Annotated in this window: 26 protein-coding genes, 1 tRNA gene and 1 pseudogene; 18 read left to right on the forward strand and 10 right to left on the reverse strand. The window is 61.8% G+C overall.

The window, feature by feature from the left end; genetic code table 11:
• Window positions 1–1,290, forward strand: coding sequence for a TAXI family TRAP transporter solute-binding subunit (locus OEZ49_RS13095; RefSeq protein WP_263388725.1), 1,290 nt, complete (start codon window positions 1–3; stop codon window positions 1,288–1,290).
• On the opposite strand, the gene OEZ49_RS13100 is transcribed toward OEZ49_RS13095, so the two are convergent.
• Entirely contained in the window at window positions 1,274–2,254 is a 981-nt protein-coding gene (locus tag OEZ49_RS13100; protein WP_263388726.1) for a DMT family transporter, read from the reverse strand. The two genes, OEZ49_RS13095 and OEZ49_RS13100, sit on opposite strands and share 17 nt — an antisense overlap.
• 158 nt (window positions 2,255–2,412) lie before the next feature.
• Between OEZ49_RS13100 and OEZ49_RS13105 the strand changes: the two genes are divergently transcribed.
• The 12 genes and pseudogenes from OEZ49_RS13105 (at window position 2,413) to OEZ49_RS13160 (ending at window position 12,368) form a co-directional block, all read left to right on the forward strand.
• On the forward strand, window positions 2,413–2,928 hold the full coding sequence (locus tag OEZ49_RS13105; RefSeq protein WP_263388727.1) for a CoxG family protein: 516 nt from the start codon (window positions 2,413–2,415) through the stop codon (window positions 2,926–2,928).
• A gap of 87 nt (window positions 2,929–3,015) precedes the next feature.
• Window positions 3,016–3,945: an ABC transporter ATP-binding protein gene (locus OEZ49_RS13110; protein WP_263388728.1), complete on the forward strand. Its 930-nt coding sequence runs from the start codon at window positions 3,016–3,018 to the stop codon at window positions 3,943–3,945.
• Window positions 3,942–4,703, forward strand: a complete 762-nt coding sequence (locus tag OEZ49_RS13115) for an ABC transporter permease (protein ID WP_263388729.1) — start codon at window positions 3,942–3,944, stop codon at window positions 4,701–4,703. The genes OEZ49_RS13110 and OEZ49_RS13115 overlap by 4 nt, the downstream gene beginning before the upstream one ends.
• Before the next feature lie 192 nt (window positions 4,704–4,895).
• The gene (locus OEZ49_RS13120; protein WP_263388730.1) at window positions 4,896–5,693 is read left to right on the forward strand and encodes a S49 family peptidase; all 798 of its coding nucleotides are present in this window, start codon (window positions 4,896–4,898) and stop codon (window positions 5,691–5,693) included.
• A 1-nt stretch (window position 5,694) separates the two neighbouring features.
• Window positions 5,695–5,865: a hypothetical protein gene (locus OEZ49_RS13125; RefSeq protein WP_203582942.1), complete on the forward strand. Its 171-nt coding sequence runs from the start codon at window positions 5,695–5,697 to the stop codon at window positions 5,863–5,865.
• Complete coding sequence (locus tag OEZ49_RS13130) at window positions 5,862–6,821, forward strand: calcium/sodium antiporter (protein WP_263388731.1); 960 nt, start codon at window positions 5,862–5,864, stop codon at window positions 6,819–6,821. The genes OEZ49_RS13125 and OEZ49_RS13130 overlap by 4 nt, the downstream gene beginning before the upstream one ends.
• A gap of 16 nt (window positions 6,822–6,837) precedes the next feature.
• Window positions 6,838–7,620, forward strand: a pseudogene (locus tag OEZ49_RS13135) (SDR family oxidoreductase); the annotation flags it as partial.
• A 290-nt stretch (window positions 7,621–7,910) separates the two neighbouring features.
• Window positions 7,911–9,782, forward strand: a complete 1,872-nt coding sequence (gene uvrC / locus OEZ49_RS13140) for an excinuclease ABC subunit UvrC (RefSeq protein ID WP_263388733.1) — start codon at window positions 7,911–7,913, stop codon at window positions 9,780–9,782.
• Between the two features lie 50 nt (window positions 9,783–9,832).
• Window positions 9,833–10,993, forward strand: coding sequence for a serine hydrolase domain-containing protein (locus OEZ49_RS13145; RefSeq protein WP_263388734.1), 1,161 nt, complete (start codon window positions 9,833–9,835; stop codon window positions 10,991–10,993).
• A 57-nt stretch (window positions 10,994–11,050) separates the two neighbouring features.
• Window positions 11,051–11,674 carry a CDP-diacylglycerol--glycerol-3-phosphate 3-phosphatidyltransferase gene (pgsA, locus tag OEZ49_RS13150; RefSeq protein WP_263388735.1) on the forward strand — a complete coding sequence of 208 codons (624 nt, stop codon included), beginning with the start codon at window positions 11,051–11,053 and terminating at the stop codon, window positions 11,672–11,674.
• The gene (moaD, locus tag OEZ49_RS13155; RefSeq protein WP_263388736.1) at window positions 11,674–11,919 is read left to right on the forward strand and encodes a molybdopterin converting factor subunit 1; all 246 of its coding nucleotides are present in this window, start codon (window positions 11,674–11,676) and stop codon (window positions 11,917–11,919) included. Before pgsA ends, moaD begins: the two co-directional genes overlap by 1 nt.
• A gap of 5 nt (window positions 11,920–11,924) precedes the next feature.
• Window positions 11,925–12,368, forward strand: coding sequence for a molybdenum cofactor biosynthesis protein MoaE (locus OEZ49_RS13160; protein ID WP_263388737.1), 444 nt, complete (start codon window positions 11,925–11,927; stop codon window positions 12,366–12,368).
• Window positions 12,369–12,372: 4 nt separating this feature from the next.
• On the opposite strand, the gene OEZ49_RS13165 is transcribed toward OEZ49_RS13160, so the two are convergent.
• From OEZ49_RS13165 to OEZ49_RS13200, 8 genes are all read right to left on the reverse strand, one after another.
• Window positions 12,373–13,134 (reverse strand): LamB/YcsF family protein, encoded by a 762-nt coding sequence (locus OEZ49_RS13165; protein ID WP_263388738.1) that lies wholly within the window; start codon window positions 13,132–13,134, stop codon window positions 12,373–12,375.
• A 10-nt stretch (window positions 13,135–13,144) separates the two neighbouring features.
• On the reverse strand, window positions 13,145–14,143 hold the full coding sequence (locus OEZ49_RS13170) for a 5-oxoprolinase subunit C family protein (RefSeq protein ID WP_263388739.1): 999 nt from the start codon (window positions 14,141–14,143) through the stop codon (window positions 13,145–13,147).
• Complete coding sequence (locus tag OEZ49_RS13175) at window positions 14,140–14,889, reverse strand: 5-oxoprolinase subunit B family protein (RefSeq protein ID WP_263388740.1); 750 nt, start codon at window positions 14,887–14,889, stop codon at window positions 14,140–14,142. Before OEZ49_RS13175 ends, OEZ49_RS13170 begins: the two co-directional genes overlap by 4 nt.
• Window positions 14,876–15,796 (reverse strand): hypothetical protein, encoded by a 921-nt coding sequence (locus tag OEZ49_RS13180; RefSeq protein WP_263388741.1) that lies wholly within the window; start codon window positions 15,794–15,796, stop codon window positions 14,876–14,878. The genes OEZ49_RS13175 and OEZ49_RS13180 overlap by 14 nt, the downstream gene beginning before the upstream one ends.
• Before the next feature lie 27 nt (window positions 15,797–15,823).
• The gene (locus OEZ49_RS13185) at window positions 15,824–17,134 is read right to left on the reverse strand and encodes a TRAP transporter large permease (protein WP_263388742.1); all 1,311 of its coding nucleotides are present in this window, start codon (window positions 17,132–17,134) and stop codon (window positions 15,824–15,826) included.
• 4 nt (window positions 17,135–17,138) lie between these two features.
• Window positions 17,139–17,660 (reverse strand): TRAP transporter small permease, encoded by a 522-nt coding sequence (locus tag OEZ49_RS13190; RefSeq protein ID WP_263388743.1) that lies wholly within the window; start codon window positions 17,658–17,660, stop codon window positions 17,139–17,141.
• 66 nt (window positions 17,661–17,726) lie between these two features.
• The gene (locus OEZ49_RS13195) at window positions 17,727–18,704 is read right to left on the reverse strand and encodes a TRAP transporter substrate-binding protein (protein WP_164127422.1); all 978 of its coding nucleotides are present in this window, start codon (window positions 18,702–18,704) and stop codon (window positions 17,727–17,729) included.
• Window positions 18,705–18,743: 39 nt separating this feature from the next.
• On the reverse strand, window positions 18,744–20,006 hold the full coding sequence (locus OEZ49_RS13200) for an NAD(P)/FAD-dependent oxidoreductase (RefSeq protein WP_263388744.1): 1,263 nt from the start codon (window positions 20,004–20,006) through the stop codon (window positions 18,744–18,746).
• Between the two features lie 120 nt (window positions 20,007–20,126).
• Between OEZ49_RS13200 and OEZ49_RS13205 the strand changes: the two genes are divergently transcribed.
• The gene (locus OEZ49_RS13205; RefSeq protein WP_263388745.1) at window positions 20,127–20,642 is read left to right on the forward strand and encodes a winged helix DNA-binding protein; all 516 of its coding nucleotides are present in this window, start codon (window positions 20,127–20,129) and stop codon (window positions 20,640–20,642) included.
• A gap of 11 nt (window positions 20,643–20,653) precedes the next feature.
• On the opposite strand, the gene OEZ49_RS13210 is transcribed toward OEZ49_RS13205, so the two are convergent.
• The gene (locus OEZ49_RS13210) at window positions 20,654–21,781 is read right to left on the reverse strand and encodes an enolase C-terminal domain-like protein (protein ID WP_263388746.1); all 1,128 of its coding nucleotides are present in this window, start codon (window positions 21,779–21,781) and stop codon (window positions 20,654–20,656) included.
• 101 nt (window positions 21,782–21,882) lie between these two features.
• Between OEZ49_RS13210 and OEZ49_RS13215 the strand changes: the two genes are divergently transcribed.
• The 4 genes from OEZ49_RS13215 (at window position 21,883) to OEZ49_RS13230 (ending at window position 25,010) form a co-directional block, all read left to right on the forward strand.
• Window positions 21,883–22,800: a LysR family transcriptional regulator gene (locus OEZ49_RS13215; protein ID WP_263388747.1), complete on the forward strand. Its 918-nt coding sequence runs from the start codon at window positions 21,883–21,885 to the stop codon at window positions 22,798–22,800.
• A 75-nt stretch (window positions 22,801–22,875) separates the two neighbouring features.
• Window positions 22,876–22,965 (forward strand) — tRNA-Ser (locus OEZ49_RS13220).
• Between the two features lie 558 nt (window positions 22,966–23,523).
• Entirely contained in the window at window positions 23,524–24,096 is a 573-nt protein-coding gene (locus OEZ49_RS13225) for a DUF6932 family protein (protein WP_263388748.1), read from the forward strand.
• A complete protein-coding gene (locus OEZ49_RS13230) occupies window positions 24,093–25,010 on the forward strand; it encodes a hypothetical protein (protein WP_263388749.1) in 918 nt (305 codons plus the stop codon). The genes OEZ49_RS13225 and OEZ49_RS13230 overlap by 4 nt, the downstream gene beginning before the upstream one ends.
• Window positions 25,011–25,555: the final 545 nt, after the last annotated feature.

The raw sequence follows: 25,555 nt of genomic DNA on the forward strand, positions 1-25,555 counted from the left end.
ATGCGCGCCTGGCTGCTTATATGCATAGCCGTTATTCTGGCGATACTCTGGGCGCTCTTTGACCATTTGCATCCTCCCGACCGGTTTGTCATGGCGGCCGGACCCGAGAACGGCGCCTATGCGCAGATCGCCGGAAAGTACCAGACAGTGCTGGCCCGGGACCGTATTCAGCTGGACATCGTGTACACGGCAGGATCAGCCGAAAACGCCTGGCTGATCGCCGAGGGCAAGGTCGACGCCGCGCTGTTGCAGGGCGGCATTGCTGTCCCAAGCGCCACGGTCGAGGCGGTCGGCACGATTTTCTATGAACCCATGGTGTTTCTGATCCGGCGCGACGCGCCGATCCCGCGCAACCCGGCCAACTGGTCGGGGCTGCGGATCGCCAGCGGCATGCCCGGCTCGGGAACCGAGGCGGCGTTCCGCGATTTCGAAGCCGCCGTGGGTCTGCGCCATGAGGCGAACACCCATGTGCCGATGCCTTATGCCAAGGCCGCCGATGCAGTCGAGCGCGACGAGATCGACATTGCCACATTTGTGGCACCGGTCGACGCACCCTATCTGATCGAAGCCTATGGCCATCTGTCGCTGGGGGTTCTGCCGCTGGACCATGTCGAGGCGATCTCGCGCCGGATGGAATATGCCGGCGTGGTAACGGTACCGGCGGGCGGCATGTCGCTGGCGCCGGTTCTACCGCCGGTGGAACGTACGCTGGTCGCGCTGGAGGCGCGGCTGGCGGTGCAGGCAGAGTTGCATCCGGCGCTGGTCAACCGGCTGGCCATGGCGGCGATCGAGCTGCATGGCGGCCGGGGCATCATCACCGATCCGGGCCGGTTCCCTTCAATCGAAGGCACCGGGCTGGTGATAAACAACACCGCGCGCCAACTGATCCTGGAAGGGCCATCGACCTGGCATAACTGGCTGCCTTACTGGGTGGCGGCACAGATCAACCGAGTGCTTCTGCTGGTGCTGCCGTTCTTCTTCGTGGTTGTGCCGCTACTGCGGCTGATACCGGCGGCCTATGCCTATCTGATGCGTTGGCGGGTTTGGCGCTATTACCCCGAAATCCGCCGCGTCGAGGAGGAATTGGCCAGCAATCCTTCGACGGATGACCTTTCGGACATGCAGGTGCGGCTGGCCGAAGTGGAGGACCGCCTGGCGGCGATGCGCCTGCCGACCGCCTATCGGCAGAGCCAGTACGACGCCCGTCTGCACCTGGAACTGGTGCAGAACCGGCTGAGCGAAATCCGGCGGGCGCGGTTGCAGGCGGAGCTTTCTAGTAACGCGCCTTGACCTCGGCCCGGGCGACCACGCGGGCCTTGGCCCGCTCGCGGAAGAACACGAACAGACCCGATCCCGCGATCAGAGCCATACCGGCCCAGACCTCCCAATCGGGCAGTTCATTCCAGATCAGCCAACCCCAGAGCACGGCGAGCGGCAGGCCGACGTATTCGAATGGTGCAACCGTGGCTGCATCGGCCAGCCGATAGGCCTGCGCCAGGCAATATCCGATGACGGCAGAATTCAGGCCCAAGCCCAGCAGGTAGATCCAGTCGCCATCCCCCGGCCAGATCCATGCCCGCAGCAGGAAGATAAGGCTGGGGTCGCTGACCCCTTGGACAAAATCCCCGTCGCCGGCGATCACATAGAACAAGGCTGACACCACGATGAAGATCGCCTGGATATAGACTGCCAGAGCCGAGGCGCGAGTGGTTGCACCCAGCTTGCGCGTCATCAGCTGCAACAGCGCATAGGTGAGCGCCGAGACGACCGGGAGCAGCAACACAAGACGGTTGACGTCCAGCGCGGCCGTCCCCTCCCACGGGCGCTGCATCAGGATCACGCCGCCAAAGCCAACGACCACGGCAGCCATCCGCATCGGCCCCACCCGTTCACCGAGGATCGGGATCGACAGCAGCGTGATGAAGAGCGGCGCGGCAAAGAACAGCGCGGTGGCGTCGGCCAGCGGCATCACCGCAAGCGCCACGAAATAGGTCATGTTGGACACCACCACCAGGAGGCCCCGCAGCAGGTGGAGGAAGGGTTGGCGGGTTTTCAGGATCGACAGACCACCTTCGGCCTGGACCAGAATCAGCGAGAACAGGATCCCCACACCCGAACGGACAAAGACGATCTGGTGCAGCGGGTAATCGCCCGACAGCTGCTTGATCAGCATGTCGTTGATCGAAATCGCGGTCATGCCCACCAGGACATAGACAATACCGGCCGTAGCCATGGCTGCACTGGTTTGCTTCATCCGTCGCGCGTTCCATCTGTGACAGGGCTCCGCCAACAGGGGTATCACGGGTATGCCGGTGTGCAATTCCGTATTTCGATGGCGCCCCGTGTTGCTTGCGACCACAGAGGGGGCTAGGTCTGGATCAAACCTGGCCTTTGCGACAAGGAGTGCGCCCCATGCAGATGAGCGATACCCGCGAAATCGCGGCAGACCCCGCCACCGTCTATGCCGCCCTGCTGGATCCGACGGTGCTTCTGGCCTGCGTGCCCGGCGCGCAGGAGGTGACCGGCAATCCCGAGGAGGGATACACCGCCACCGTCGTGCAGAAGGTTGGGCCGGTAAAGGCAACATTCCAGGGAACCGTGACCATGTCGGACATGGTTCCGGGCGAGTCACTGACCATCGCAGGCGAGGGAAAGGGCGGCGCGGCAGGCTTTGCCAAGGGCGGCGCCAGCGTGCGCTTCGCGCCTTCGGAGAGCGGCGGCACCTTGCTGAGCTATGATGTCGAGGCCCGGGTCGGCGGCAAACTGGCGCAGCTGGGCAGCCGCCTGATCGACGGCTTTGCCAAGAAAATGGCTGACCAGTTTTTTGACAGGCTGACGGCGCAATTCGCGCCACCACCCGCGGACGAGGACAAGGACGCACCGGAGGAAAAGAAAGGCTGGCTGGGTCGGCTCACTGGTCGCGACTGACGGCGAGGCGGCCCGGAGCTTGGGCAACTTCGGCCTGTTCCTGCCCCGATCCAGCCTGTAGGTTCGCCGCGAGAACGGGACCAATACATGACGACCATTCTTTCGATCCGGGACCTGCGGAAATCCTATGCCGACGGGTTCGAGGCGCTCAAGGGCATCTCGCTCGACATTCGCGAGGGCGAGATTCTGGCGCTGCTCGGCCCCAATGGCGCCGGCAAGACCACGTTGATCTCGACCGTCTGCGGCATCACTACGCCGACCTCGGGCAGCGTGACCGTGGGCGGCCACGACATCCAGACCGATTTCCGCGCCGCCCGCCGGATGATCGGGCTGGTACCGCAAGAGATCGCGCTGGAACCGTTCGAGAAGGTGATGAACACCGTCCGTTTCTCGCGCGGGCTGTTCGGCAAACGCGCCGATGACGGCCGGATCGAGGAGGTGCTGCGCAAACTGTCTCTCTGGGACAAGCGCCGCAACGCGATCAAGGAACTGTCGGGCGGCATGAAACGCCGGGTGCTGATCGCCAAGGCGCTGGCGCATGACCCCCGTGTGCTGTTCCTCGACGAACCCACCGCCGGGGTCGATGTGGAGCTGCGCAAGGACATGTGGGACATCGTGGCCGAGCTGAAGGACGCGGGCGTCACCATCATCCTGACCACGCACTACATCGAAGAAGCCGAGGCCATTGCCGACCGGATCGGCGTGATCAACAAGGGTGAGCTCTTGCTGGTCGAGGACAAGGCCAAGCTGATGGCGCGGATGGGCAAGAAGCATCTGTCGGTGATGCTGTCACGCCCGATAACGGCCATTCCACCGGCGCTGGCCCGGCACAATCTGGAACTGAACGGGGCGGGTGACGAGCTGCTTTACACCTATGACACCCATGCCGACCGCACCGGCATCACCAAACTGCTGAACGATGTGGCCGAGGCCGGTCTGGTGCTGCGCGATGTAGCGACCCGGCAATCAAGTCTGGAAGAGATATTCGTCACCCTGGTCAAGGGAGAAACACCATGAACTGGGCCGCCATTGCCGCCATCTACCGGTTCGAAATGGCCCGGTTCTTTCGCACCCTGACGCAGAGCTTCATTTCGCCGGTGCTGAGCACCTCACTCTATTTCGTGGTCTTCGGCACCGCCATCGGCAGCCGCATCCAGGAGATCGAGGGCGTCTCCTATGGCGCCTTCATCGTGCCGGGGCTGGTGATGCTGTCAGTGGTGATGCTGGCGATCTCGAACGCCTCCTTCGGCATCTATTTTCCGAAATTCCTGGGCACGATCTACGAGTTGCTGTCGGCGCCGGTGAATTTCATCGAGATCGTCATCGGCTATGTCGGCGCGGCGGCGACCAAGGCGCTCTTCGTGGGCGTGGTGATCCTGGTGACCGCCAGCTTCTTTGTCGAGCTACGCATCGAGCACCCTCTGGCGATGGTGGCCTTTCTGGTTCTGACCTGCCTGAGCTTTTCGCTTCTGGGCTTCATCATCGGCATCTGGGCCAGCAATTTCGAACAGATGTCGCTGGTACCACAGCTGGTGGTGACGCCGCTGATCTTTCTGGGCGGCACGTTCTACAGCATCTCGATGCTGCCCCCGGTCTGGCAGACCATCACGCTGTTCAACCCGGTGGTCTACCTGATTTCAGGCTTCCGCTGGTCGTTCTACGGGCTGGCGGACGTCCCGGTTGCGCTGAGCCTTCTGGCCATCGCTGCCTTTACCGGACTGTGCCTGTTATTGATCTGCTGGATCTTCCGCACTGGCTGGCGCATCCGCAACTGAACCACGGCGGGGTGCCCAAACAACTTGCGCTTCTTACTGGTGAAAAATACTCCCGCCGGAGGCATCGCGCGAAGCGTGATAGAAAAGGCCCGACCTTCAAGTCGCGCAATTGTGTGGGAAAATTGTTGCCGCGGCGTTTCTGTTCCCGTCCGCGTCTTGTTTGTCGGACAGTGGAGCTCTACATCGGCTGCCATGACACTCGCCCTGCCCTTTCTGAAAAAGCCGCCGCTGGTGGCCGTGGTTCGCCTGTCCGGTGCCATCGGCATGACCGGGCGCGGGTCGCTCAATGACACCTCGCTGACCCCCGTGCTGGAACGCGCCTTTCGTAAGGGCAAACCGGCGGCCATTGCGCTGGAGATCAACTCGCCCGGCGGCTCACCAGTGCAGAGCTCGCTGATCGGCGCGCGGATCCGGCGTCTGGCGGACGAGCTCGATGTGCCTGTCTATGCCTTTGTCGAGGATGTGGCCGCTTCGGGCGGGTACTGGCTGGCCTGCGCCGCCGACGAGATCTGGGCCGACGACAGTTCGATCCTGGGATCCATCGGGGTGATCTCGGCCGGTTTTGGCGCGCATGTGTTCCTGGCCCGGCAGGGGATCGAACGGCGGATCCACACGGCGGGCAAGTCGAAATCCATGCTCGACCCGTTCAGCCCGGAAAAGGACGAGGATATCGCCCGGCTCAAGGGCATTCTGGGCGACATTCACAAGAATTTCATCGACCACGTAAAAGCCCGGCGCGGGGCACGGCTGGACCTGTCCGAGGACCTTTTCACCGGCGAGATCTGGTTGGGCGCGCGAGCGCGCGATCTGGGACTAATCGACGGTATCGGACATCTGAAACCCAAGATGCAGGAACGGTTCGGCGACAAGGTGCGGTTCCGCCGCTACGGATTGCGCCGCCCGGTCTGGTCCCGGTTTGGCCTGTCGCTGGCCGAGGACGCGCTGGGCGGCATAGAAGAACGGGCCGCCTTCGCGCGGTTCGGCCTCTGACATGCTGGTCAAGATCGTCACCCTCTTTCTGGTCGCCATCGCGGTTCTCGCCATGTTCGGGCGGCTGCGGTTTCCCGGTGCGCGGCGGCTGAGCTCGGCAAAATGCCCGCGCTGCGGGCGCTACCGGATCGGCAAGGGCCCCTGCGCCTGCGGACATGGAGGTCGGGCATGATGGCATGGCTCCTGTCGGGCCTTGGGCTGTTGATCCTGCTTCTGGCCGGTGACGCGCTGGTGCGGGGCGCAGTCAATCTCAGCCTGCGGCTGGGCGTGCCGGCGCTGATCGTCAGCCTGACCATCGTGGCATTTGGCACCTCGGCGCCAGAGCTGCTGATCTCGATCAAGGCGGTGCAGGAGAACGCACCCGGTATCGCGCTGGGCAATGTGGTTGGGTCGAATACCGCCAATATCCTGCTAGTGCTGGGCCTGCCCGCGCTGCTGGCGACGCTGCACACCAGTGAGTGCGATACGCGGCGCAACTATGTGCTGATGCTACTGGCCTCGGTCCTGTTCATCGGGCTGGCCTTCTGCGGCACATTCACGGTGACCAGCGGCATGATCCTGCTGGCGGGTCTGGGTCTGATGCTGACCAATGCCTTTCGCGAGGCACACGCCCATCGCAAGGCCTGTGGCGACCCCTGCGCGGATGACGATCTGGAGGTCCTGGAAGAGGCCGACCCGAACATGCCCTGGTGGCGCATCGGCATGTTCCTGGCGCTGGGTCTTTTAGGTCTGCCGATGGGGGCGCATCTGTTGGTCGATAACGCCTCGGTCATCGCGCGCACCTATGGGGTCAGCGAAACGGTGATCGGATTGACGCTGGTGGCCCTTGGCACCTCGCTGCCGGAACTGGCGACCACGGTGATGGCCGCGTTGCGGCGCCAGGCCGATGTGGCGCTGGGCAATGTGATCGGATCGAACATGTTCAACCTGCTGGCGATCATCGGTGTCGCCACCCTGTTCGGACCGATCCCGGTTGACCCTTCGTTTTTGGAATTCGACCTTTGGGTGATGCTGGCCGCCTCGCTGCTGCTCATCCCTTTCGTGTTCTTCAAGCTTGACATAAACCGGTTCTGGGGGGCGGTGCTGAGCGCCATGTACATCGGTTACGTGGTGATCGTTCTGATCTAGGCGGCGAGAGGAGAGCCACATGGCACGCGCGTTGGTAACCGGGGCCGGGCAACGGCTGGGCAAGGCGATGGCACTCTACCTGGCTCAGCGTGGCTTCGATATCGGGGTGCACTATGCCAGTTCCGAGCGCGACGCCGAGGCGGTTGCCGCCCAGATCCGGTCCATGGGTCGCGCGGCCGTTGCCATGCCCGCCAACCTGCTGGACGAGGCGCAGACACAGGCGCTGCTGCCCGAGGCGGCAGAGAGGCTGGGGGGCCCGATCACCTGCCTGGTCAACAATGCCTCGATCTTTGAATACGACAGCCTGACCAGCGCCAGCCGGACCAGTTGGGACAGGCATATGGAAAGCAATCTGCGCGCGCCCTTCGTGCTGACACAGTCGATGGCGGCGCAGGGGTTGCAGCCCATCGCCGACGACGCTGGCGAGCCGATGGCGACCGGGCTGATCGTCAACATGATCGACATGCGGGTGCGCAAGCTGACGCCGGAATTCATGACCTACACCTTGGCTAAGGCCGCATTGTGGACCCTGACCCAAACCAGCGCGCAGGCGCTGACACCCGCAATCCGGGTTAACGCGATCGGCCCCGGCCCGACGCTGAAAGGTCACCGCCAGTCGCCCGAGCATTTCGCAGCGCAGCGGGCCAACACAATCTCTGGGCGTGGATCAAACCCGCAGGATATCACCGCCGCTTTGGGTTTTTTCCTCGACGCACCTGCGGTCACCGGACAGTTGCTTTGCATAGATGGCGGGCAGCACCTGGGATGGCGCACACCCGATGTGATCGGGGTTGAATGAGTTTTTCCGGCTCAAGTTTTGCACCGTTCACATTTCCGTTGCGAAAGCGTTACAAAAATCCCTTTGATTTCATGAACTTGTATTTAAACCAAAATTTTTTCATTTGAAAACAATGTCTTCCAGGACTGCCTATTTTTTAGGCAAATCACCAAAGGGCCCGAGTTTGCAGGGAAATTTCCACCTTACGCGAACTTATTGTCAGACTTATCCACAGCAATCGTGGATTTGTTTCCTCTTGAACCGGCGACCAGAAGATTGCAGCCAAGGGGTGAGAATCGTATGTCAGAGCCATGGCTGAGCAACCCCCCAACACCACCGACACACCCGTGACCGGCTACGCCCGTATCCAGGGCTATCTGCGCACCCTGAGCGGCGCGCCAGGGGTTTACCGGATGCTCGATGCGCAGGCGCGGGTGCTATACGTCGGCAAGGCCCGTAACCTCAAGGCGCGTGTGTCGAACTATGCCCGCCCGGGTCACAGCCCGAGGATCGAGCGGATGATCCGCGAGACCGCCTCGATGATGTTTCTGACCACGCGCACCGAGACCGAGGCGCTGCTGCTGGAGCAGAACCTGATCAAGCAGCTCAAGCCGAAATACAACGTGCTGCTCAGGGATGACAAAAGCTTTCCCAATATCCTGGTGGCCAAGGACCATCCCTTTGCCCAGATCAAGAAACACCGGGGCGCGAAGAAGGAGAAAGGCACCTATTTCGGACCCTTTGCCAGTGCCGGTGCGGTCAACCGCACCCTGAACCAGTTGCAAAAGGCGTTCCTGCTGCGCAACTGCACGGACGCGGTGTTCGACAGCCGCACCCGGCCCTGCCTGCTCTACCAGATCAAGCGCTGTTCGGGGCCGTGCGTGGGGCTCATATCCGAGGCCGACTATGCCGTCGCCGTCAAGGATGCCGAACGGTTCCTCTCGGGCCGCTCGACCCGAGTGCAGGAGGAACTGGCAGACCAGATGATGGCCGCCTCCGAGGCTATGGAGTTCGAACGCGCCGCCGCGTTGCGCGACCGTATCCGGGCTTTGACGACGGTGCAGGGCACTCAGGGCATCAACCCGCGCGGCGTGGCCGAGGCGGATGTGGTGGCGCTGCATCTGGAAAACGGTCAGGCCTGCGTGCAGGTCTTTTTCATCCGGGCCAACCAGAACTGGGGCAACCGCGATTTCTATCCCCGCGTGGGCGAGGACGTGTCGGCGGCCGAGGTGATGGAGGCGTTTCTGGGTCAGTTCTATGACAACAAGGAACCGCCCCGGCAGTTGATCCTGTCGGACGCGATCGAGAACGCCGATCTGATGACCGAGGCGCTGAGCGAGAAGGCCGGGCGCAAGGTGGAACTTCTGGTGCCCCAGCGCGGCGAGAAGGCCGAGCTGGTCTCGGGCGCGCTGCGCAACGCGCGCGAGTCGCTGGCCCGGCGGATGTCCGAAAGCGCCACCCAGGCCAAGCTGTTGCGCGGCCTGGCCGAGGCCTTCGACCTGGACGGCCCGCCGCAGCGGATCGAGGTCTATGACAACAGCCATATCCAGGGCACCAATGCGGTCGGCGGCATGATCGTGGCCGGGCCTGAGGGGCTGATGAAAAACCAGTACCGCAAGTTCAACATCCGGGGCGACGACCTGACGCCGGGCGACGATTTCGGCATGATGAAAGAGGTGCTGACCCGCCGGTTCGCCCGTTTACTGAAAGAGGACCCGGACCGCGACAAAGGGCTGTGGCCCGATCTGTTGCTGATCGACGGCGGCGCCGGTCAGGTCAGCGCGGTGCAGGAAATCATGGTGGCGCACGGGGTCGAGGATATCCCGATGGTCGGCGTGGCCAAGGGCGTCGACCGCGACCACGGCAAGGAAGAGTTCCACCGAACCGGCCAGCGCCCCTTTGCCCTGAAACGCAACGATCCGGTGCTGTACTTCATCCAGCGGCTCCGGGACGAGGCGCACCGCTTTGCCATCGGCACCCACCGCGCCAAGCGGGCCAAGGCGGTGAGCGCCACCCCACTTGACGATATCCCCGGTGTCGGCGCCGCGCGCAAACGCGCGCTTTTGGCGCATTTCGGCAGCGCCAAGGCAGTGAGCCGCGCGGATCTGGCCGATCTGACCGCGGTCGAGGGTGTCTCCGAAGGGTTGGCGCAGAAAATCTACGGCTTCTTCCACGAAAGCTGACTTGCCTTTCCCGCCGACCTGCGGTTGGGTCTGACCTGGGAGGAGAGCAGATGACATTGATGCAGGGATTTCCACCGGCCGAGGCCGACCGGGCGACGCTGGCGAACTGGCGTACCCAACCCTATTCGGCTTGGGCGTTTCACCATGTACGCGAGGTTGTGCCTTCGGCCGAGATCGCCAACGCGCCGGACGATGTCTGGGCGCTGGACCAGGGTACGCCGCTGCTGTCGGATGCCGTGATCGACGATATCCTCGCCCCGACCCTGACCGATGCGCTGGTGGTGCTGCACAAGGGTAGGGTCGTGCATGAGCGTTATCGCAACGGCATGACCGCCGAGGATCCGCATATCCTGATGTCGGTGTCGAAATCCATGCTGGGCCTTTTGGCCGGGATTGTCGCGGACAAGGGTCTGTTGGATCTTGAGGCCGGGATCATCGACTATATCCCCGAACTCGCGCCCACCGCCTATGCCGGGGCGACCGTGCGCCAGGCGCTGGACATGCGGGTGGGGGTCGAATTCTCGGAGGATTACACCGCCACATCTGGCCCGATCATCGCCTATCGCAAGGCGGCCAACTGGAACGTGGTCGAACCCGGCGAGGTGGCCCCGGACCTGCGCAGTTTCCAGATGATGCTGACCGCAAGCGACGGTCCGCATGGCGGGCGGTTCCACTATGTCTCGCCGGTGACCGACCTTCTGGCCTGGGTGATCGAGCGGGCGGCAGGGCGGCGTTATGCCGACCTGATGTCCGAACATCTGTGGCAGCCGATGGGCGCGGAAAAGGCGGGCTATATCACCGTGGACCGGATCGGCGGGCCACGCGCGGCGGGCGGCATGTGCGTCACCGCCCGCGACCTGGCGCGGGTCGGCCAGCTGATCTGTCAGGGCGGTGCGCGTGCGGACGGGCGGCAGGTGATCCCCGCCGCATGGCTGGAGGATATCGCGACCGCGGGCGACCGCGAGGCCTGGACCAGCGGCGATTTTGGCGAGCGCTTCAGCGATTTCGACATGGTCTATCGCTCGAAATGGTATGTCCATCCGGGCGAAGCGCCACTGATCCATGGCATGGGCATTCACGGGCAATTTGTTTTTGCCGACCCGGCGCGCGAACTTGTCGTGGCCTGGATGTCCTGCGAGGCCGAACCCACCAGCGACAGCGTCTTTGGCCTGCGCTACAGGCTGATCCAAGAACTGCGCGCGGCGCTGTGAGCGATGCGGCGCGCCTGCCCTCTTTTCCAATCGCCTCGTGCAGGGTAGACCCGTGACATGAAATGGAACCTGCCCAATATCCTGACCCTGCTGCGCCTGCTGGCGGCGCCGGGTCTGGCCATCATGTTTCTGTACTTCACCCGGCCCTATGCGGACTGGTTCGCGCTGTTGCTGTTCATTTCGGCGGCGGTGACCGACTGGTTCGACGGTTATCTGGCCCGTGCCTGGAAGCAGGAAACCAAGATGGGCGCGATGCTGGATCCGATCGCCGACAAGGCGATGGTGGTAATCGCACTGATGATCCTGGTGGGTTATTCGGCCGAACACTGGACACCCTGGCTGGTGCTGCCCGCCACAGTAATCCTGTTCCGCGAGGTCTTTGTCTCGGGTCTGCGCGAATATCTCGGAGACGTAGCAGGCACTCTCAAGGTCACCAAACTGGCAAAATGGAAGACCACTGCGCAGATGATCGCCATCGCCACGCTGTTTTCCCAGGGAATTTTCGAACACTACCTTTCCAAGCGGCCAGAGGATTTTGCGGACCTCAACTGGGTCGATGCCGGTATGGTCTGGTCGGGGCGTCTGGGCCTGTGGCTGTTGTGGGTCGCGGCGGCACTGACATTGATCACCGGCTACGACTATCTACGTAAAGCCATGCCGCACCTGAAGGAGACGCGCTGATGGATGTACTCTATTTCGCCTGGGTCCGCGAACGGATCGGCATCCCGCGCGAGCGGGTCGAGACCGGAGCCGAAACCGTGGCGCAGCTGGTCGAAGAGCTGCGCGCGCGTGAGCCGCGTTACGAGGCGGCATTCGCCGATCTCAGCGCCCTGCGGGTCGCGCTGGATCAGGACCTGGCCGATTTTGATGCACCGCTGGTCGGTGTGCGCGAGGTGGCGTTCTTTCCGCCGATGACCGGGGGCTGATCGCGATGCGCGTGGTGGTGCAGCAGGAACCTTTTGACCTTGGCGCCGAGGCCAACGCCTTTGCCGCCGCCGATACCAGCATGGGCGCCATCGTGACCTTTACCGGGGTGGTGCGCGACCTGGCGCGTGGCGATCTGGACGTGATGGAGATCGAGCATTATCCGGGCATGACCGAAAAGGCGCTGACCAGGATCGCGACCGAGGCGCAGGAACGCTGGTCGCTGGGCGATGTACTGGTGATCCACCGCTATGGCCGCCTTGCCCCCGGCGACCGCATCATGATGGTGGCCACCGCCGCACCCCATCGCAAGGATGCATTCGAGGCCGCCGAATACCTGATGGACTATCTGAAATCCCGCGCGCCATTCTGGAAAAAGGAAATCACCGGGGCTGGTGCCGGTTGGGTCGCCTCCAAGGAAGAGGACGAAGACGCCCTGACCCGGTGGTGAGACCCTAGCGCTCGAACTTTGTCACCTCTACCCCGCCCTCTTCCAGGCAGGCCCGCACCGAGCGGGCGATCTGAACCGCCGTCGGCCCGTCGCCATGCAGGCAGATGGTGTCGACCGAGGTCTCCAGATGCTTGCCGCTTTCGGTAATGATCGCACCCGCTCGCACCATTTCCAGAATGCGCGGCCCGGCGATATGTGGATCGTGGATCACCGCGCCGGGCAACGACCGGTCGACCAGCGTGCCATCGTCGTTATAGGCGCGATCGGCGAATATCTCGCCCACCCATTTGCAGCCCAGTTCGCGTACGGCCTGTTCCTGCTTGGTGACCGCCAGCACCATGATGATGATATCGGGGTCCACGTCCAGCGCACCCTGGTAACAGGCACGCGCCATGTCCAAATCGACCGAGCACATGTTCGCAAGCGCTCCGTGCAGTTTCAGATGCCGGACCTGCGTGCCCACCGCCCGCGCCATGCCCAGCGCCGCGCCCAGCTGATAGCGCACCATGTTGCGCAGCGAGGCCAACGGTACCTTCATGTTGCGGCGCCCGAACCCTTGCAGGTCGGGAAAGCCCGGATGCGCGCCGATGCCCACCCCATTTTCCGCCGCAATCGCCATCGTGCTTGCCATCACGTCCGGGTCGCCCGCATGAAAGCCGCAGGCGATATTGGCCGAAGTGATGATTTTCAGCAGGCTGTCATCGTCGCCCATTTTCCAGGGGCCAAAGCTTTCGCCCATGTCCGCATTCAGGTCCACTTGGGTCATGGTATGCTCCTCAGTCGTTGGCGGACACGACGCCGCCGATCAGTTGGTAGGACAGAAGGTCGGGAATGTCATGCGGGTCGCGCACCAACGGCTCCACCCGCGAGGAAAGCCGCGCGAGATCCTTGAGCCAGGACGCATGCAGGGTGACCGCCTCGTCCAGAGGCACGAAATGAAAGCGCACCGCGCCCCCCGGCGGAGTCTGTGCCGCGCGCGGCAGGTCGCAGGGCAGTACGGTGGCGATCCGGGGATAGCCGCCGGTGGTCTGGCATTCGGGCAACAGGATGAACGGGTTGCCGGTGCCGGTCATCTGAATGTCGCCGGGCGAGATCACCTCGGACAGTATGTTGAGCTGCCCTTTGGCGGCAAAGCCCGGCCCGTCGCTGTCCAGCTGCATCCCCATCCGGTTGGCGCGCGGGCCACGGCGGAACTCGGTCGCCTCGAACCGGGCCAGCGTCTCGGCATCGAACAGCGCGGTCTGGAAACTTGCCACCACCCGCAGCGTGCCCCCGCCGAACCGGTCCTCGGCGGCGATTTTCATACCCGCTTCGCCCTTGTCCGGCCCGTTTGCCAGCGTATCGCCCACGGCCACCGCGCGGCCGACCCGTGCCGCCAGATGCGCCGAGCGTGAACCGAGAAAAGGCTCGCTTGCAATGCCGCCGCCCAGATGCAGGTATCCGTATCCGCCCCGCAGCACGGCACCGATGCTGAGCCTTTGTCCTTTTTCCAAAGCGTGCGAGGCGTTCCAGGCGACCGGGCTGCCGTCGATGCTGGCCTGCATCGGCGCACCGGTGAGCGCGATGCGCAGGGGTGCGGTGACCTCGAACTCGCCACCCATGCCGGCCATTTCCAGCGCCGCCAAGTCGGGTTTCTGGCGCAAGAGCGCGGCCCCTTCATGCAGTGCGCGCAGATCGGCGGCGCCCGAGCGGGACAGGCCCTGATCCAGGAAACCTTCGCGGCCCTGATCCTGAATGGTGCAGGCGGGGCCGATGCGGCGGACAATCAGGCTCATGCCGCGATCTCCTCGACCGTGGCACCGCCGGTGCCGTCCTCGTTATGGGCGCGGATATGGTCCAGTTCCGCCCGCTCGATGGGTTCGAACACCATCTCGTCGCCGGGGTTGAGGGCAAATGTCCATTCGATCCCCGGGCGGAAACAGCGGAACGCGGTCTGGCCGATATGGCGCCAGCCTGTGGGCGTGGGCCCGGCAAAGACAATGAGCTGGCGGATGGCGCAGACCAATGCGCCCTCGGGCACCATCGGGGTCAGCTGTTGCAGGCGGGGAATGTCGAACTCGGGCGCCAGCGGACCCAGATAGGGCTGGCCCGGCGCAAAGCCGATGGTCAGCACCCGCACGCGCGACTGCGCCAGGCGGCGCACCGCCTCGTCCACGTCCAGACCGGCGGCGGCGGCGGCATCCTCCAACTGCGGCGCAAGGTCGGTGCCATAGACCGTGGGCACCCGCCACAGTTTGCGGCCCGAGGGCAGCGGCGCGGCATACCAGTCGCTTTCGGCCAGCAGGGCGGCCAGCCGCGCCTGAACCTCGGCATGGCTCAGGCGCAGCGGGTCAAAACGCAGATAGGCCGAGGCGAGCGAGGTCGAGCTTTCCACCACGCCCTTCCACCCGGCCTCGTGGAGCGCGCCGCGAAAGGCCAACGCGGCCCGGTTCGACGTTTCGGTCATGGTGTCGGCAAAGGTAACGAGCACACCATCCAGACCAACGGTCCGGATCAGGGGGAAAGGATCAGCTCGGGTCATAAAGCCTCCGCATCAGGGTCGGGGTCAGATACATGGGAAACTGGTAACATCCCAGAAAGATCAAGAGCGGATCGGTCGCCTGGGGCGGCAGGGCCACCAGAAACAGCGCAAAGTTGCGGTTGCCTGCGACAATCGAGGTCGGCACAGGATCGGGCCGCCCGGTGGCACGCAGGAACGTAAAACACAAGAGCTGAGCCCCAAAATTGATCCCAAAGGCTGCGGCCAGCCAAAAGGCCAGATCGGCCGGACGCTCGGCCAGCGCGGGCCGGATCGCCGACATCAGCGCCACCACCACCACGGCCAGCGCGATCACCGTCAGCCCGTCTACCGCGCGGCGGTTGATCTCCGACAGGTGACGCGCGCCCCAGTGGCGCAGGGCAAAACCCAGACCGGCGGCGGCAAGGATCACCGCCAACAGCCGCAGCGCGGCCGCCAGTACGGCGGCCAGGTCGCCGAACTCGGGCAGGAACCAGAACACCGGAATCGCCGTCAGCGGCAACAATGCGGTACCCAGGATCAAGAGACGCAGCGCCGGGGCCGGATCATGCCCCAAGAGGATGGTGAAATTCGCCGATCCGGTAACCGAGGGCGCCGCCAGCACCAGAGCCGCAGCCAGCGCCAGCGGTGTCATCGGCAAGCCGGTGAGCTTCAAGAGCATCAGGAAACCCAGCGGCAGCGCGAGTTGCAGGACCAGCACCGCGCGGGCGGTGCGGGTCAGGTCGTTGAGCTTACCCGCCGCATCGACCGGGCCGATGCGAAAGGCGGTGAGGAACAGCAGAAATGCCACCAGCTCCGGGATCCACGGCCGCATCATGGCCGCCACCCCCGGTAGGGCAAGCCCGCCAACCAGGCCCGCGATAAGGCCAAGCTTGCCATGCCGGGCGATGAAGGCCAGCGCCAGTTGCATCCTGCCGTTCCCCTTGGACCACTATCGTCAACTAGGTCGAGACCTGATGTTCTCGGGCAGCCATGTGGCCAGATCCGGGAAGGCGATGAGCACGAAGACCATCAGCACCATGATCAGAAACATCGGGATCGCGGCGCGGGCAATGAACCCCATCTGGTGTTCGGTCATGCCTTGCAGCACGAACAGGTTGAACCCGATCGGTGGCGTGATTTGCGCCATCTCCACCACCACGACGATGAAGATACCAAACCAGATCAGGTCGATCCCCGCCTCTCGGATCATCGGCTCGACCACCGCCATCGTCAGCACCACCGAAGAGATACCGTCGAGGAAACAACCGAGAATGATGTAGAACACCAGGAGCACCATCAACAGCTCGAACCGGCTCAGCTCGAAACTGGCGATCAGGTCGGCCAAGCCGCGCGGCAGCCCGGTAAAGCCCATGCTGAGCGACAGAAAGGCCGCGCCCGCAAGGATCAGCGCAATCATCGCCGAGGTGCGCACCGCGCCCATCAGGCTTTCGGTAAAGGTGCCCCAATTGAGAGACCCCTGCCCCGCCGCCAGCGCCAGTGCACCGATCACGCCGAATGCGGCCGCCTCGGTCGCGGTGGCAAAGCCCAGGTACATGGAGCCGATCACAACGATGATCAGCAGCATGACCGGGATCAGAAAGCGCGAGTTTTGCACCTTTTCAAAGAAGCTCATCGGCGGTTCCGGCGCTGGGCTCCAATTCGACGATACCTTGGAATAGATCGCCACATAGGCCATGAACATCAGTGCCAGCACCAGACCGGGCATGATGCCCGCAAAGAACAGCTTGGTAATGGATTCGTTGATCGTCACACCATAAACGATCAGCGTCAGCGACGGCGGGATCATCAGCCCCAGTGTCGCGGCGCCTGCCAATGTCCCGATAACCATCCGTTCGGGATAGCCGCGCTTGCGCAATTCGGGGATCGACATCTTGCCCACGGTGGTCAGCGTCGCAGCCGAAGAACCCGAGACCGCCGCAAACACGGTGCAGCCCACGATATTGGTATGCACCAGCCCGCCCGGCAGCCGCGCCATCCAGGGCGACAGGCCGCGGAACATGTCCTCGGATAGTCGCGTTCGGTATAATATCTCGCCCATCCAGATGAAGAGCGGCAGCGCGGTCAGCGTCCAGCTGGAGGCCGAGCGCCAGATCACCGTGATCATCGCATCCCCTGTGGGGCGCGAGGTGAAAAGTTCCATACCTACATAGGCGACGCCCAGCAGCGCGAGGCCCACCCAGACACCAGAGCCCAGAAGCAGGAACAGAACGAAGAGAAACAGTGCAATCGGGATCAGTTGTTCCATGTCCCTACTCCGCGTGGCTTTGCTCCACGAGATCTTCGCGCATCCCGTGGTTTCCGGTGAAAATCAGACGGATCAGGTGATCCCAGAAGCAGATCGCCAGCAGCACGGCACCAATGGCCATGATGGATTGCGGGATCCACAGCGGTGTGGCGTCCTGGCCCTGGCTCACATCCTTGAACCGGTGGCTTTCCATCGTCACCTTGATGGCGTAGCGCGCCAGAAAGGTAGAAGCGGCGGTCCCGACGGCAAAGCACCACAGCTCGCCCCAGTACCGCCAGCGGCCCATCCTGCTGAGCAGGAGCGACACGCGAATATGGGCGCCATGGTTCAGCGCATAGGCAAAAGCAAAGAAGGACGCGCCCGCCATGCAGTACCCGGCATAGTCAGCCGCGCCGGGAAAGGTGGACCCGGTCCAGCGCGCCAGCATTTGCAGCACGATGATCCCCAGGATAGCGATTGTGAAGAAAGCGGCGACGACACCCCCGGCTGTATAGAGCGCGTCAAGCCCGCGGCGCAAAGAACCCATGTCCCTGCCCCCTTATGATTTCAACAGGTTGGGAGGCCGCAGCATGCGGCCTCCGCCTGATGATGGTTAATTTTTCGCCTTGTACGCGTCGACGACGGCCCGGCCTTCATCGCCCGCGCTTTCCAGCCACTCGGCAGTCATGGTCTCGCCGATCGCCTTCAGTTCGGCAACGAGATTGGCGCCAGCCGGACCCACGGTCATGCCGCCGGCCTTCAGACCGTCCAGCGTGAACTGGGTATAGTCCTTGGACCGTTGCAGGCCATTTGCCTTGGCGGTGGCGGCACAATCCCGCATCGCCGACTGGGTCTCGACACTCAGCCCGTCCCATGCATCCTTGTTGGCGAACACGATGTTGCGCGGCAACCAGGCGTCCACTTCGTAGAAATGGGTCAGGTGTTCCCAGACCTTGCGATCATAGCCGGTTGCGCCCGACGAGATGAAGCTTTCGGCCACGCCGGTTGCCAGCGCCTGGCTGAGTTCGGCCGCTTCGACCTGCACCGGCAACATGCCGGTCAGTTCCGCCATGCGGGCGGTTGCGGTCGAGTACGAGCGGAACTTGATCCCCTTCATGTCGGCCACGCTTTCGACCGGCTTCTTGAAGTAGAGACCCTGCGGCGGCCACGGCACCGAGTAGAGATAGACCAGGTTCTGCTGTGCCAGGATCTCGGCCACTTTCGGACCCGCGACGTCCCACAACTGCTCATGCGCGCCAAAAGAGGTGGCCAGGAACGGGATCGAGTCGATACCGAACATCGGGTTCTCGTTCTGGTGCGCCGAGATCAGGCGCTCGCCAATCGGCGCCTGGCCGGTCTGGATCGCGCGCTTGATGTCGTTGCCCGCAAACAGCGAGCCCGACGGATGGGTCACGATCTCCATCGCGCCGCCGGTCTTGTCCTTGACGCAGGTGGCAAACTCGGCCGCATTTTCCGAATGGAAGTTGGTCGCCGCATAAGCCAGCGGCATGTCCCATGTCTCGGCGCTCGCCGACAGGGCCGAAGCCGCGGTCAGGGCGGTTGCCGCCAGCAAGTGTTTCATTTTCAGCATTTCATTCTCCCTAGTTTGTTGGATCGGTTTGGTTTCTTATTATTGCCCGGCCTTCGCATAGCGTGCCGGGGAATAGGCGCTCAGGTCAACATTAGGTTGCCGACCCGAGATGAGTTGAGCCAGGATACGGCCCGTTTTTGGCCCGCCAGTCAGCCCCACATGGTGGTGGCCAAAGCCGGTATAGGCCCCCTTGATATATGGCAACTCGCCGATCACCGGGATCGAATCCGCAGGCGCGGGACGGTGCCCCATCCATTCCGTCACCTCGTCGGCCTTGAGCCCCGGGAAAACGGCGGCGGCGCTGCGCTTGAGCAGGTCGATCGGCGCCTTGGACGGGCCGTTTTCAAGCCCGCCGAACTCGACGACGCCCGCCAGCCGCAAACGTCCCTCCATCGGGGTGGCGACGAATTTGCGTGCTGCGACCATGACCGGCGACTTCGGCATGAAACTCGGGTTCCAGAACTCGATATGATAGCCACGCTCGGATTCGAGCGGCACATCGAGGCCCAGCTTCTTGGCCAGCGGCCCGGACCAGACGCCGGTGGCCACCACGGCGGCATCGCAGGCAATCGTCTGCCCCCCGGCCCGCACGCCGGTGACGCGGCCATTCTCACGCACGATATCCTCGACCGCCGCCGTGATCAGCTGCCCGCCCTGCGCCACCACATGGGCGGCAAGATCCTTGACGTACTGGCCCGGGTCGGCGATGCGACCATGATCCTTGAGCCGCACGGCAAACCGCAGATCCTCGGAGAACACAGGGTCATAGGCTCGGAATTCAGCGGCCTCCATCTCGTCCCAGACAAAGCCGTTCTGCCGCCGCAGGCCCCAGCCAAAGGCATCGTCCTGGTAATGCGCCCGGTCGTTGTAGATGAACAGGTAATCCGATGGCACCACCCATTTCTCGGCCCCGGTCCCCTGCGCCAGCGCCAGGTGATCGGCCAAGCTATCACCGACGATCTGCGCCATGGCATTGGCCGTGTGGGTGGCGGCGGCGGCGTTGGCATGGCCAAGATACTTGATCAACCACGGCGCCAGACGCGGCAGGTATCCCCAGCGCAGGAACAGGGGCTGGTTCGGGCTGAACAACATACCCGGCGCCTTGGCGATCAGGCCCGGCCCGGTCACCGGCACGATTGAGCAAGAGGCCAGAACGCCGCCGTTGCCAAATGAAGTACCCTCGGCCGGACCGGCCCGGTCGATCAGGATGACCCGGTGGCCGTCGCGTTGCAGCCAGATCGCGGTCGATACGCCGACAATGCCGGCGCCGATGATGGCGATGGTCTTTGCGGTCTCGTTCATTTCGCCTCCCGACCCTCACCCCTAAGGCGCTGGACCGATTCCATGGGCCAAAGCATGACACACATCGACAAAACGTCAACAAATTGTTGACATGTTTTTAGCGTTAGGTAGTCTTGCCTCATGTCACACTCCAAGCTTGGTCCGGTGGTATCCTCGGCGCATCTGGCGGCGGGCAGCTTTCCGGAGGTTTCCGAATTCGAATTCGGCCTGATCATCGCAGGCCATGCCTTTGGCCGCTGGACCGTGCGGGCGATGGCGGCGGCGGGATGTCCCGAACTGTCCTCGCTGGACGTGCTGGTGCTGCACACGGTGCGCCACCGGGACCGACCCAAGAAACTGGCCGACATTTGCCTGGTGCTGAATGTCGAGGACACCCATACCGTCAACTACGCGATCAAGAAGCTGAGCAAGCTGGGGCTGGTCAGCGAAGGGCGCCTGGGCAAGGAAAAGACGGTCGAGGCCACCGGCGAGGGCCGCGCCGCCTGTGACCGCTATCGCGAGATCCGCGAGGAGCTGCTGCTGTCGGCGATGAAGGATGCGGGCATCGAACCCGACCAGATGAGCCGCCTGTCGGCCATGCTGCGGCTGATGTCGGGGCAGTACGACCAAGCCGCGCGGGCCGCCACGGCATATTGAGGGCATCGCGCTCATTCCGATTTCCTGACCGCATAGTGGTCGAGCTTTCCCAACTCGGGCCGCGCGCCCAGGCCGGGACCATCGGGCACCACCACCTGGCCATTCCGAACCATGAACGGGGTTTCCAGAATGTCCTCTTTCAGAAAATAGCTGGCCTGGTAGAACTCACAGCCCAGCGTGATCTCGGGCGTCGCGGCAATCATATGGGTCCCTGCCAGATGGGCCAGCCCCGCCTCGAACATATCGCCGCCATAGGCCGTCAGCCCGTGCGCCGCCGCGATGCGCGCTACTGTCTGGCCGCGTGACAGGCCACCGGACTTCATGATCTTGACGGACACGCCATCGCAAATGCCCTCACGCGCGGCGCGCACCATATCCTCAGGGCCGAACACGCTTTCGTCGGCCAGAAGAGGGATGTCCGTCAGCCCCCGCAGTTGTGCCATCATGTCGAAATGGTGGAACCGCACCGGCTGTTCGATGAAATCGGGGCGGAACCGGGCGACGTCCAGCACATGTGGAATCGCCTGTTCGATGCTCAGACCCTGATTGTAATCGACACGTACCCCGAATTCGGGAAAATCCCGCGCGATCCGTTCAAGCCGCATGATGTCGAACGCATGATCCTTGAATCCGGTCTTGAGCTTGATCAGCCCGACGCCATCGTCGCGCAGGCGCTCCATTAACGCGATGTCGGCATCAAAATCCGGATTGGCGATGGAACAACTGAGTGGGATGGTATCGCGGAACCTGCCCCCCAGAAGCGCCCAGACCGGCAGGTCTGAGATCTGCCCGGCTAGGTCCAGCAACGCGCTTTCCAGCGCCGCCTTGGCCTCGGTGCAATGGGCGACTGCGCGACCGGCCTGCTCCATGATCAGGGCGCGGTCACCGACCCGGCGCCCCGTCACCAGCGGCCGCAAGTACCGGTCCAGCGCGGCATAGCTTGCCTCGGGCGTTCCCGTAAAGACAGACCAGGGCGATGCCTCGCCAAACCCCTCCGCGCCGCCCTCGGCGGTCAAGCGCAGCACCACGATCTCGCAAGATCCCTCGACCCGGCCGATGCCATGATCGCGTGCGGAAACCACGGGCAAGGCAAGGTGCCACAGATCGAAACCGATAATTTTCTGGTCAAGCGCGCTCATATGATCCCCCGATGACGCAGGGGAAGTGTGCGAGAGGTTTTTCATCATTTCCAATACTAAGATTTGCAAAAGGTATCATTTCAGATGATGATTTGGATAATATGACCTCGTATTTCCGCCATTATCAGGCGTTTCACGCCATCATCGAGACCGGCACAGTGACCGGCGCCGCCGAACGGCTGGGTGTGTCGCAACCGGCAATCTCGAATCTGCTGGCGCAGCTGGAGCGGCGCACCCGGCTGAAACTGTTCGAGCGCAACCGCGGACGCCTGTTACCAACGCCCGAGGCGATGGTGCTCTATGACGAGATCGACACCGTGATGCGCGGGCTGGTGCATGTGAACCAGGCGGTGGTCGACCTGCAAAACCAGAAGGCCGGGCAGTTGCAGGTTGCCACCAACCACGCCATGGCCTTTGGCTTCATGCCCGGCGAAATCGCGCGCTTTGCCGCCGACAAGCCGAACCTGACGGTGGCCTTTCAGTCGCAGTATTCGGCCAAGATCCAGGAATGGGTGATGGCCGGCCTGTTCGAGATCGGCATCTGCGAACTGCCCGTGCGCCACGACGGGTTGGAGGCCAAACCTTTCTTCTTCGAGATCCTCTGCGCCCTGCCGGATCACAGCCCCCTGGCCCGGCACGAGGTGCTGACACCCTCGCTGCTGGATGATCAGCCCTTCATCGTCATGGGGGCCGACCACATGGTCACCCGCCGCGCCCGCGAAGCGTTTCACAACGAGGGCGCCACCCTACGCATCCGCTGTCAGACCGACCTGTTTCGCAATGCACTGAACCTTGTGAAACAGGGGTTGGGGGTAACGCTGGTCGATCCGTTCACGGTGGCAACCGATCCGCAGCAAGGCTATGTCCTGCGCCGGTTCACACCGCGCATCTTGCTGGATGTGATCATCGTCACCGCGCGCGGCCGGCCGATTTCCGCGATCGGCGCGCAGTTCCTGGAGCAGGTGTCTGCCAGCATGGCCGCCCTGGCAGCCCCCGAGACGGACCGGTTTGAGGGATGAAAAAATCTCTGCATGACTGCTAAGGCGGCAAATTCGCCCTTGTCCTCCTGTCCCGAAATCCATAAACGGGTCAGCGGAGCTGTGGCCGAGTGGTCGAAGGCGCTCCCCTGCTAAGGGAGTAGGCGGGAAACCGTCTCGTGGGTTCGAATCCCATCGGCTCCGCCACAACCCGTCAACATGATGTTTTTGTTGATTTTTTCTGAATTTTTTGGCCGCTATCAAAAAATCAGTTTGGGGATGATGTTCTGAAAGCATCTAAGTTTTCGAAAAAAAATTCCAAATTATGGCGCGCGTATTGCTGGATTTTACCGCGTTTTCGTGCAAATTCCGTGCAGTGTTTTTATAGCTGAGAAGTTTTTTTTATTGTATTCAATGAATTAAGCTTTCCCCAATGCACGATTGCACGGATGCGCTTGCACTGCAGTTCGTGCAGGATTTCTAAGGTGAATGATGGAAAGTCAGGCAACTACTTGATTTTTATTAATAATCACGGAATGCTTGCTCTGACCCGCCAAGGAAGCGTTCGATTTGGAAGCGGAACACCGTACCGCTGGACGTTTTTTTCCTTAACGTTGCGCGCGGCATGACACAAACTTGCCTTGGCGGACTCAATCAAAAAGAGCTGGACGGCCTCCGAGCCCCCGGATAGGTTGATGTGTAAAAGTCATTTGTGAGCCTGCAAACTTGGTTAAGGCGCATGATATCTGAGAGTTGTGACACAGTATGATTCCTGCATGGAATATGGCGGGTATTATCCCGCCGATCCGACCGGGGCAGCCAGGGTTCTGTCCTGACCGTTCGCCGTATCGGGTCGATCTGGTTGACGTGATTGACCGTTTTGCGACTACAAAGGAACGTGTCGGAATTCTTCAAGGGCTGCTGAACTACAGGGCTGCATTGACTGCGTCTGGCGCAACAGTAGGTTTTCAGTGGCTCGATGGAAGTTTCATGGAAAATGTGGAGGACGTAGAAGGTCGCGCTCCTAACGACATCGACGTTGTGACTTTCTTTGAGTTGCCAGCAGGGGAGACTCAGACGTCCTTTTTGCGTGGAAACGCTGATCTATTTGACAGAAAAAAAACTAAGGCTACCTTTCTAGTGGATGCGTTCCCTCAAGTTCTAGGTCAACAATTGACCTATTCACGCGTGCGCCAAACCGTATATTGGTATAGTATGTGGTCACATCGGCGAACGGGTCTTTGGAAAGGGTATCTTGAAGTCGATTTGAGCCCTGCAAATGATGCCCCCGCCCAATCGCGTTTGGATAGTATTGTAGCCAAGGGGTTGGCGCCATGACCCAGAGGCGGCTTCATCTTGAATCTGAGGTTTCGGAATTAGAGCGTCTTCTAGCCGAGATTCCCGACGAGGATGTAATCGATCGATTGGCCTTTGAGCAAAGACTTGATTCAGTGCGGTCTGAGCTTGATACCATTCCTATGCCTGCCCGAACTCCGGATAGTTTGAGGCTAACCTTTCGCGGAACTCCAGTATCTGGTAGCCACGGAGTAGCTGCGGACTTCGCAGGTAAGGCCTCAAATGCTTTCGCCGATGCATTTGCTGCCATTCAGGCAGGTCTAAATTCCACTCTCAGGTATATGGGGCCAATTCCGGACAGAATCCGAAACCAGCTGCTAATAACCGGCACGGCGGTGGGCTCTTTCGGTTTCGAAATGGAACTGCCGCTAAGTGCCGATGACCTTTTTGCAGACGACAATGGAGCGGACAAAGCAATTGAGGACCTGAAAAACCTACTGCGTGCCTCTGTTGAAGGAACTGATGATCAAGTATCAGATATTATTGAGGAAATTCACCCTCGAGCAGTGCGAAAAATAGCTGATTTCCTGCATGTCCTTTCACAGAACGACGCTTGGTGTGGCATTGAATTTAGGAATGACTATTTCAAGTTTTCCGATGTGGATCAGCTTGCTCTCTCTGAAAAGCGGCTAAGGGAAGAAAACTTTTCAGAGCGACAAGAGCAGTATTTTGGTGAGTTCCAAGGTGTGTTGCCCCACAGCCGAAATTTTGAGTTCAAAGTGGCGGAAGATGACACAATTATTAAGGGCAAAGTCGACAAAAGTGTCGATGATCCCGATATCCTCAATAGAGATTGGTTGCACAAACCGACGCTTGCCACATTCAACGTGGTGCAGTTTGGGCAGGGCAGGCCACGCTTCACTTTGATGAGCTTGGGAGACCTAAGCTCTGGCTAGGTGAGCGCTGCATCAGTTGCCCTTCAGTAATGTATTTCACTTTAGCTCGGCCTTACTGTCGGCGGCTCCCGATAGGATGAGTTTTTCAAGGCCAAGGCTTGCTGTTCAAACGCCACCAATTTCCGAAGTCACTCCCTAAGATTTTGATCCAATTCTATGTTTTTAAACAAAAAAATTATTGTGTGATTTTCTGCTAAATAAGGTGAAATCGACCCGCGCAAAATCCGTGCAGTCAGATGTGGATATCCGTATAAGTCACTAATATTACACATTAATTTAAAACAGAAGCTTCCGCTGCTAAGGGAGTAGGCCCGGAAGGGTCTCGTGGGTTCGAATCCCATCGGCTCCGCCACCATATTCATATAAGATTTTGAATTATATGGGTAATATTAGGGAAATGCCTTCCTTGTCCCCCGCAGTATCCCCAAGTTCGACAGCGCTTGCCCCGGAATTCGCCGGAATTTGGTTCTAGGGTCTGTTGAGATTCAGGATTCCCATCTGGTCTAGGTTCTGATTCAAACTCCCAAAAGGGAGGTCTGAATGGA

Origin of the sequence: Ruegeria marisflavi (assembly GCF_025673445.1) — a bacterium.
Taxonomy (GTDB): domain Bacteria; phylum Pseudomonadota; class Alphaproteobacteria; order Rhodobacterales; family Rhodobacteraceae; genus Ruegeria_B; species Ruegeria_B marisflavi.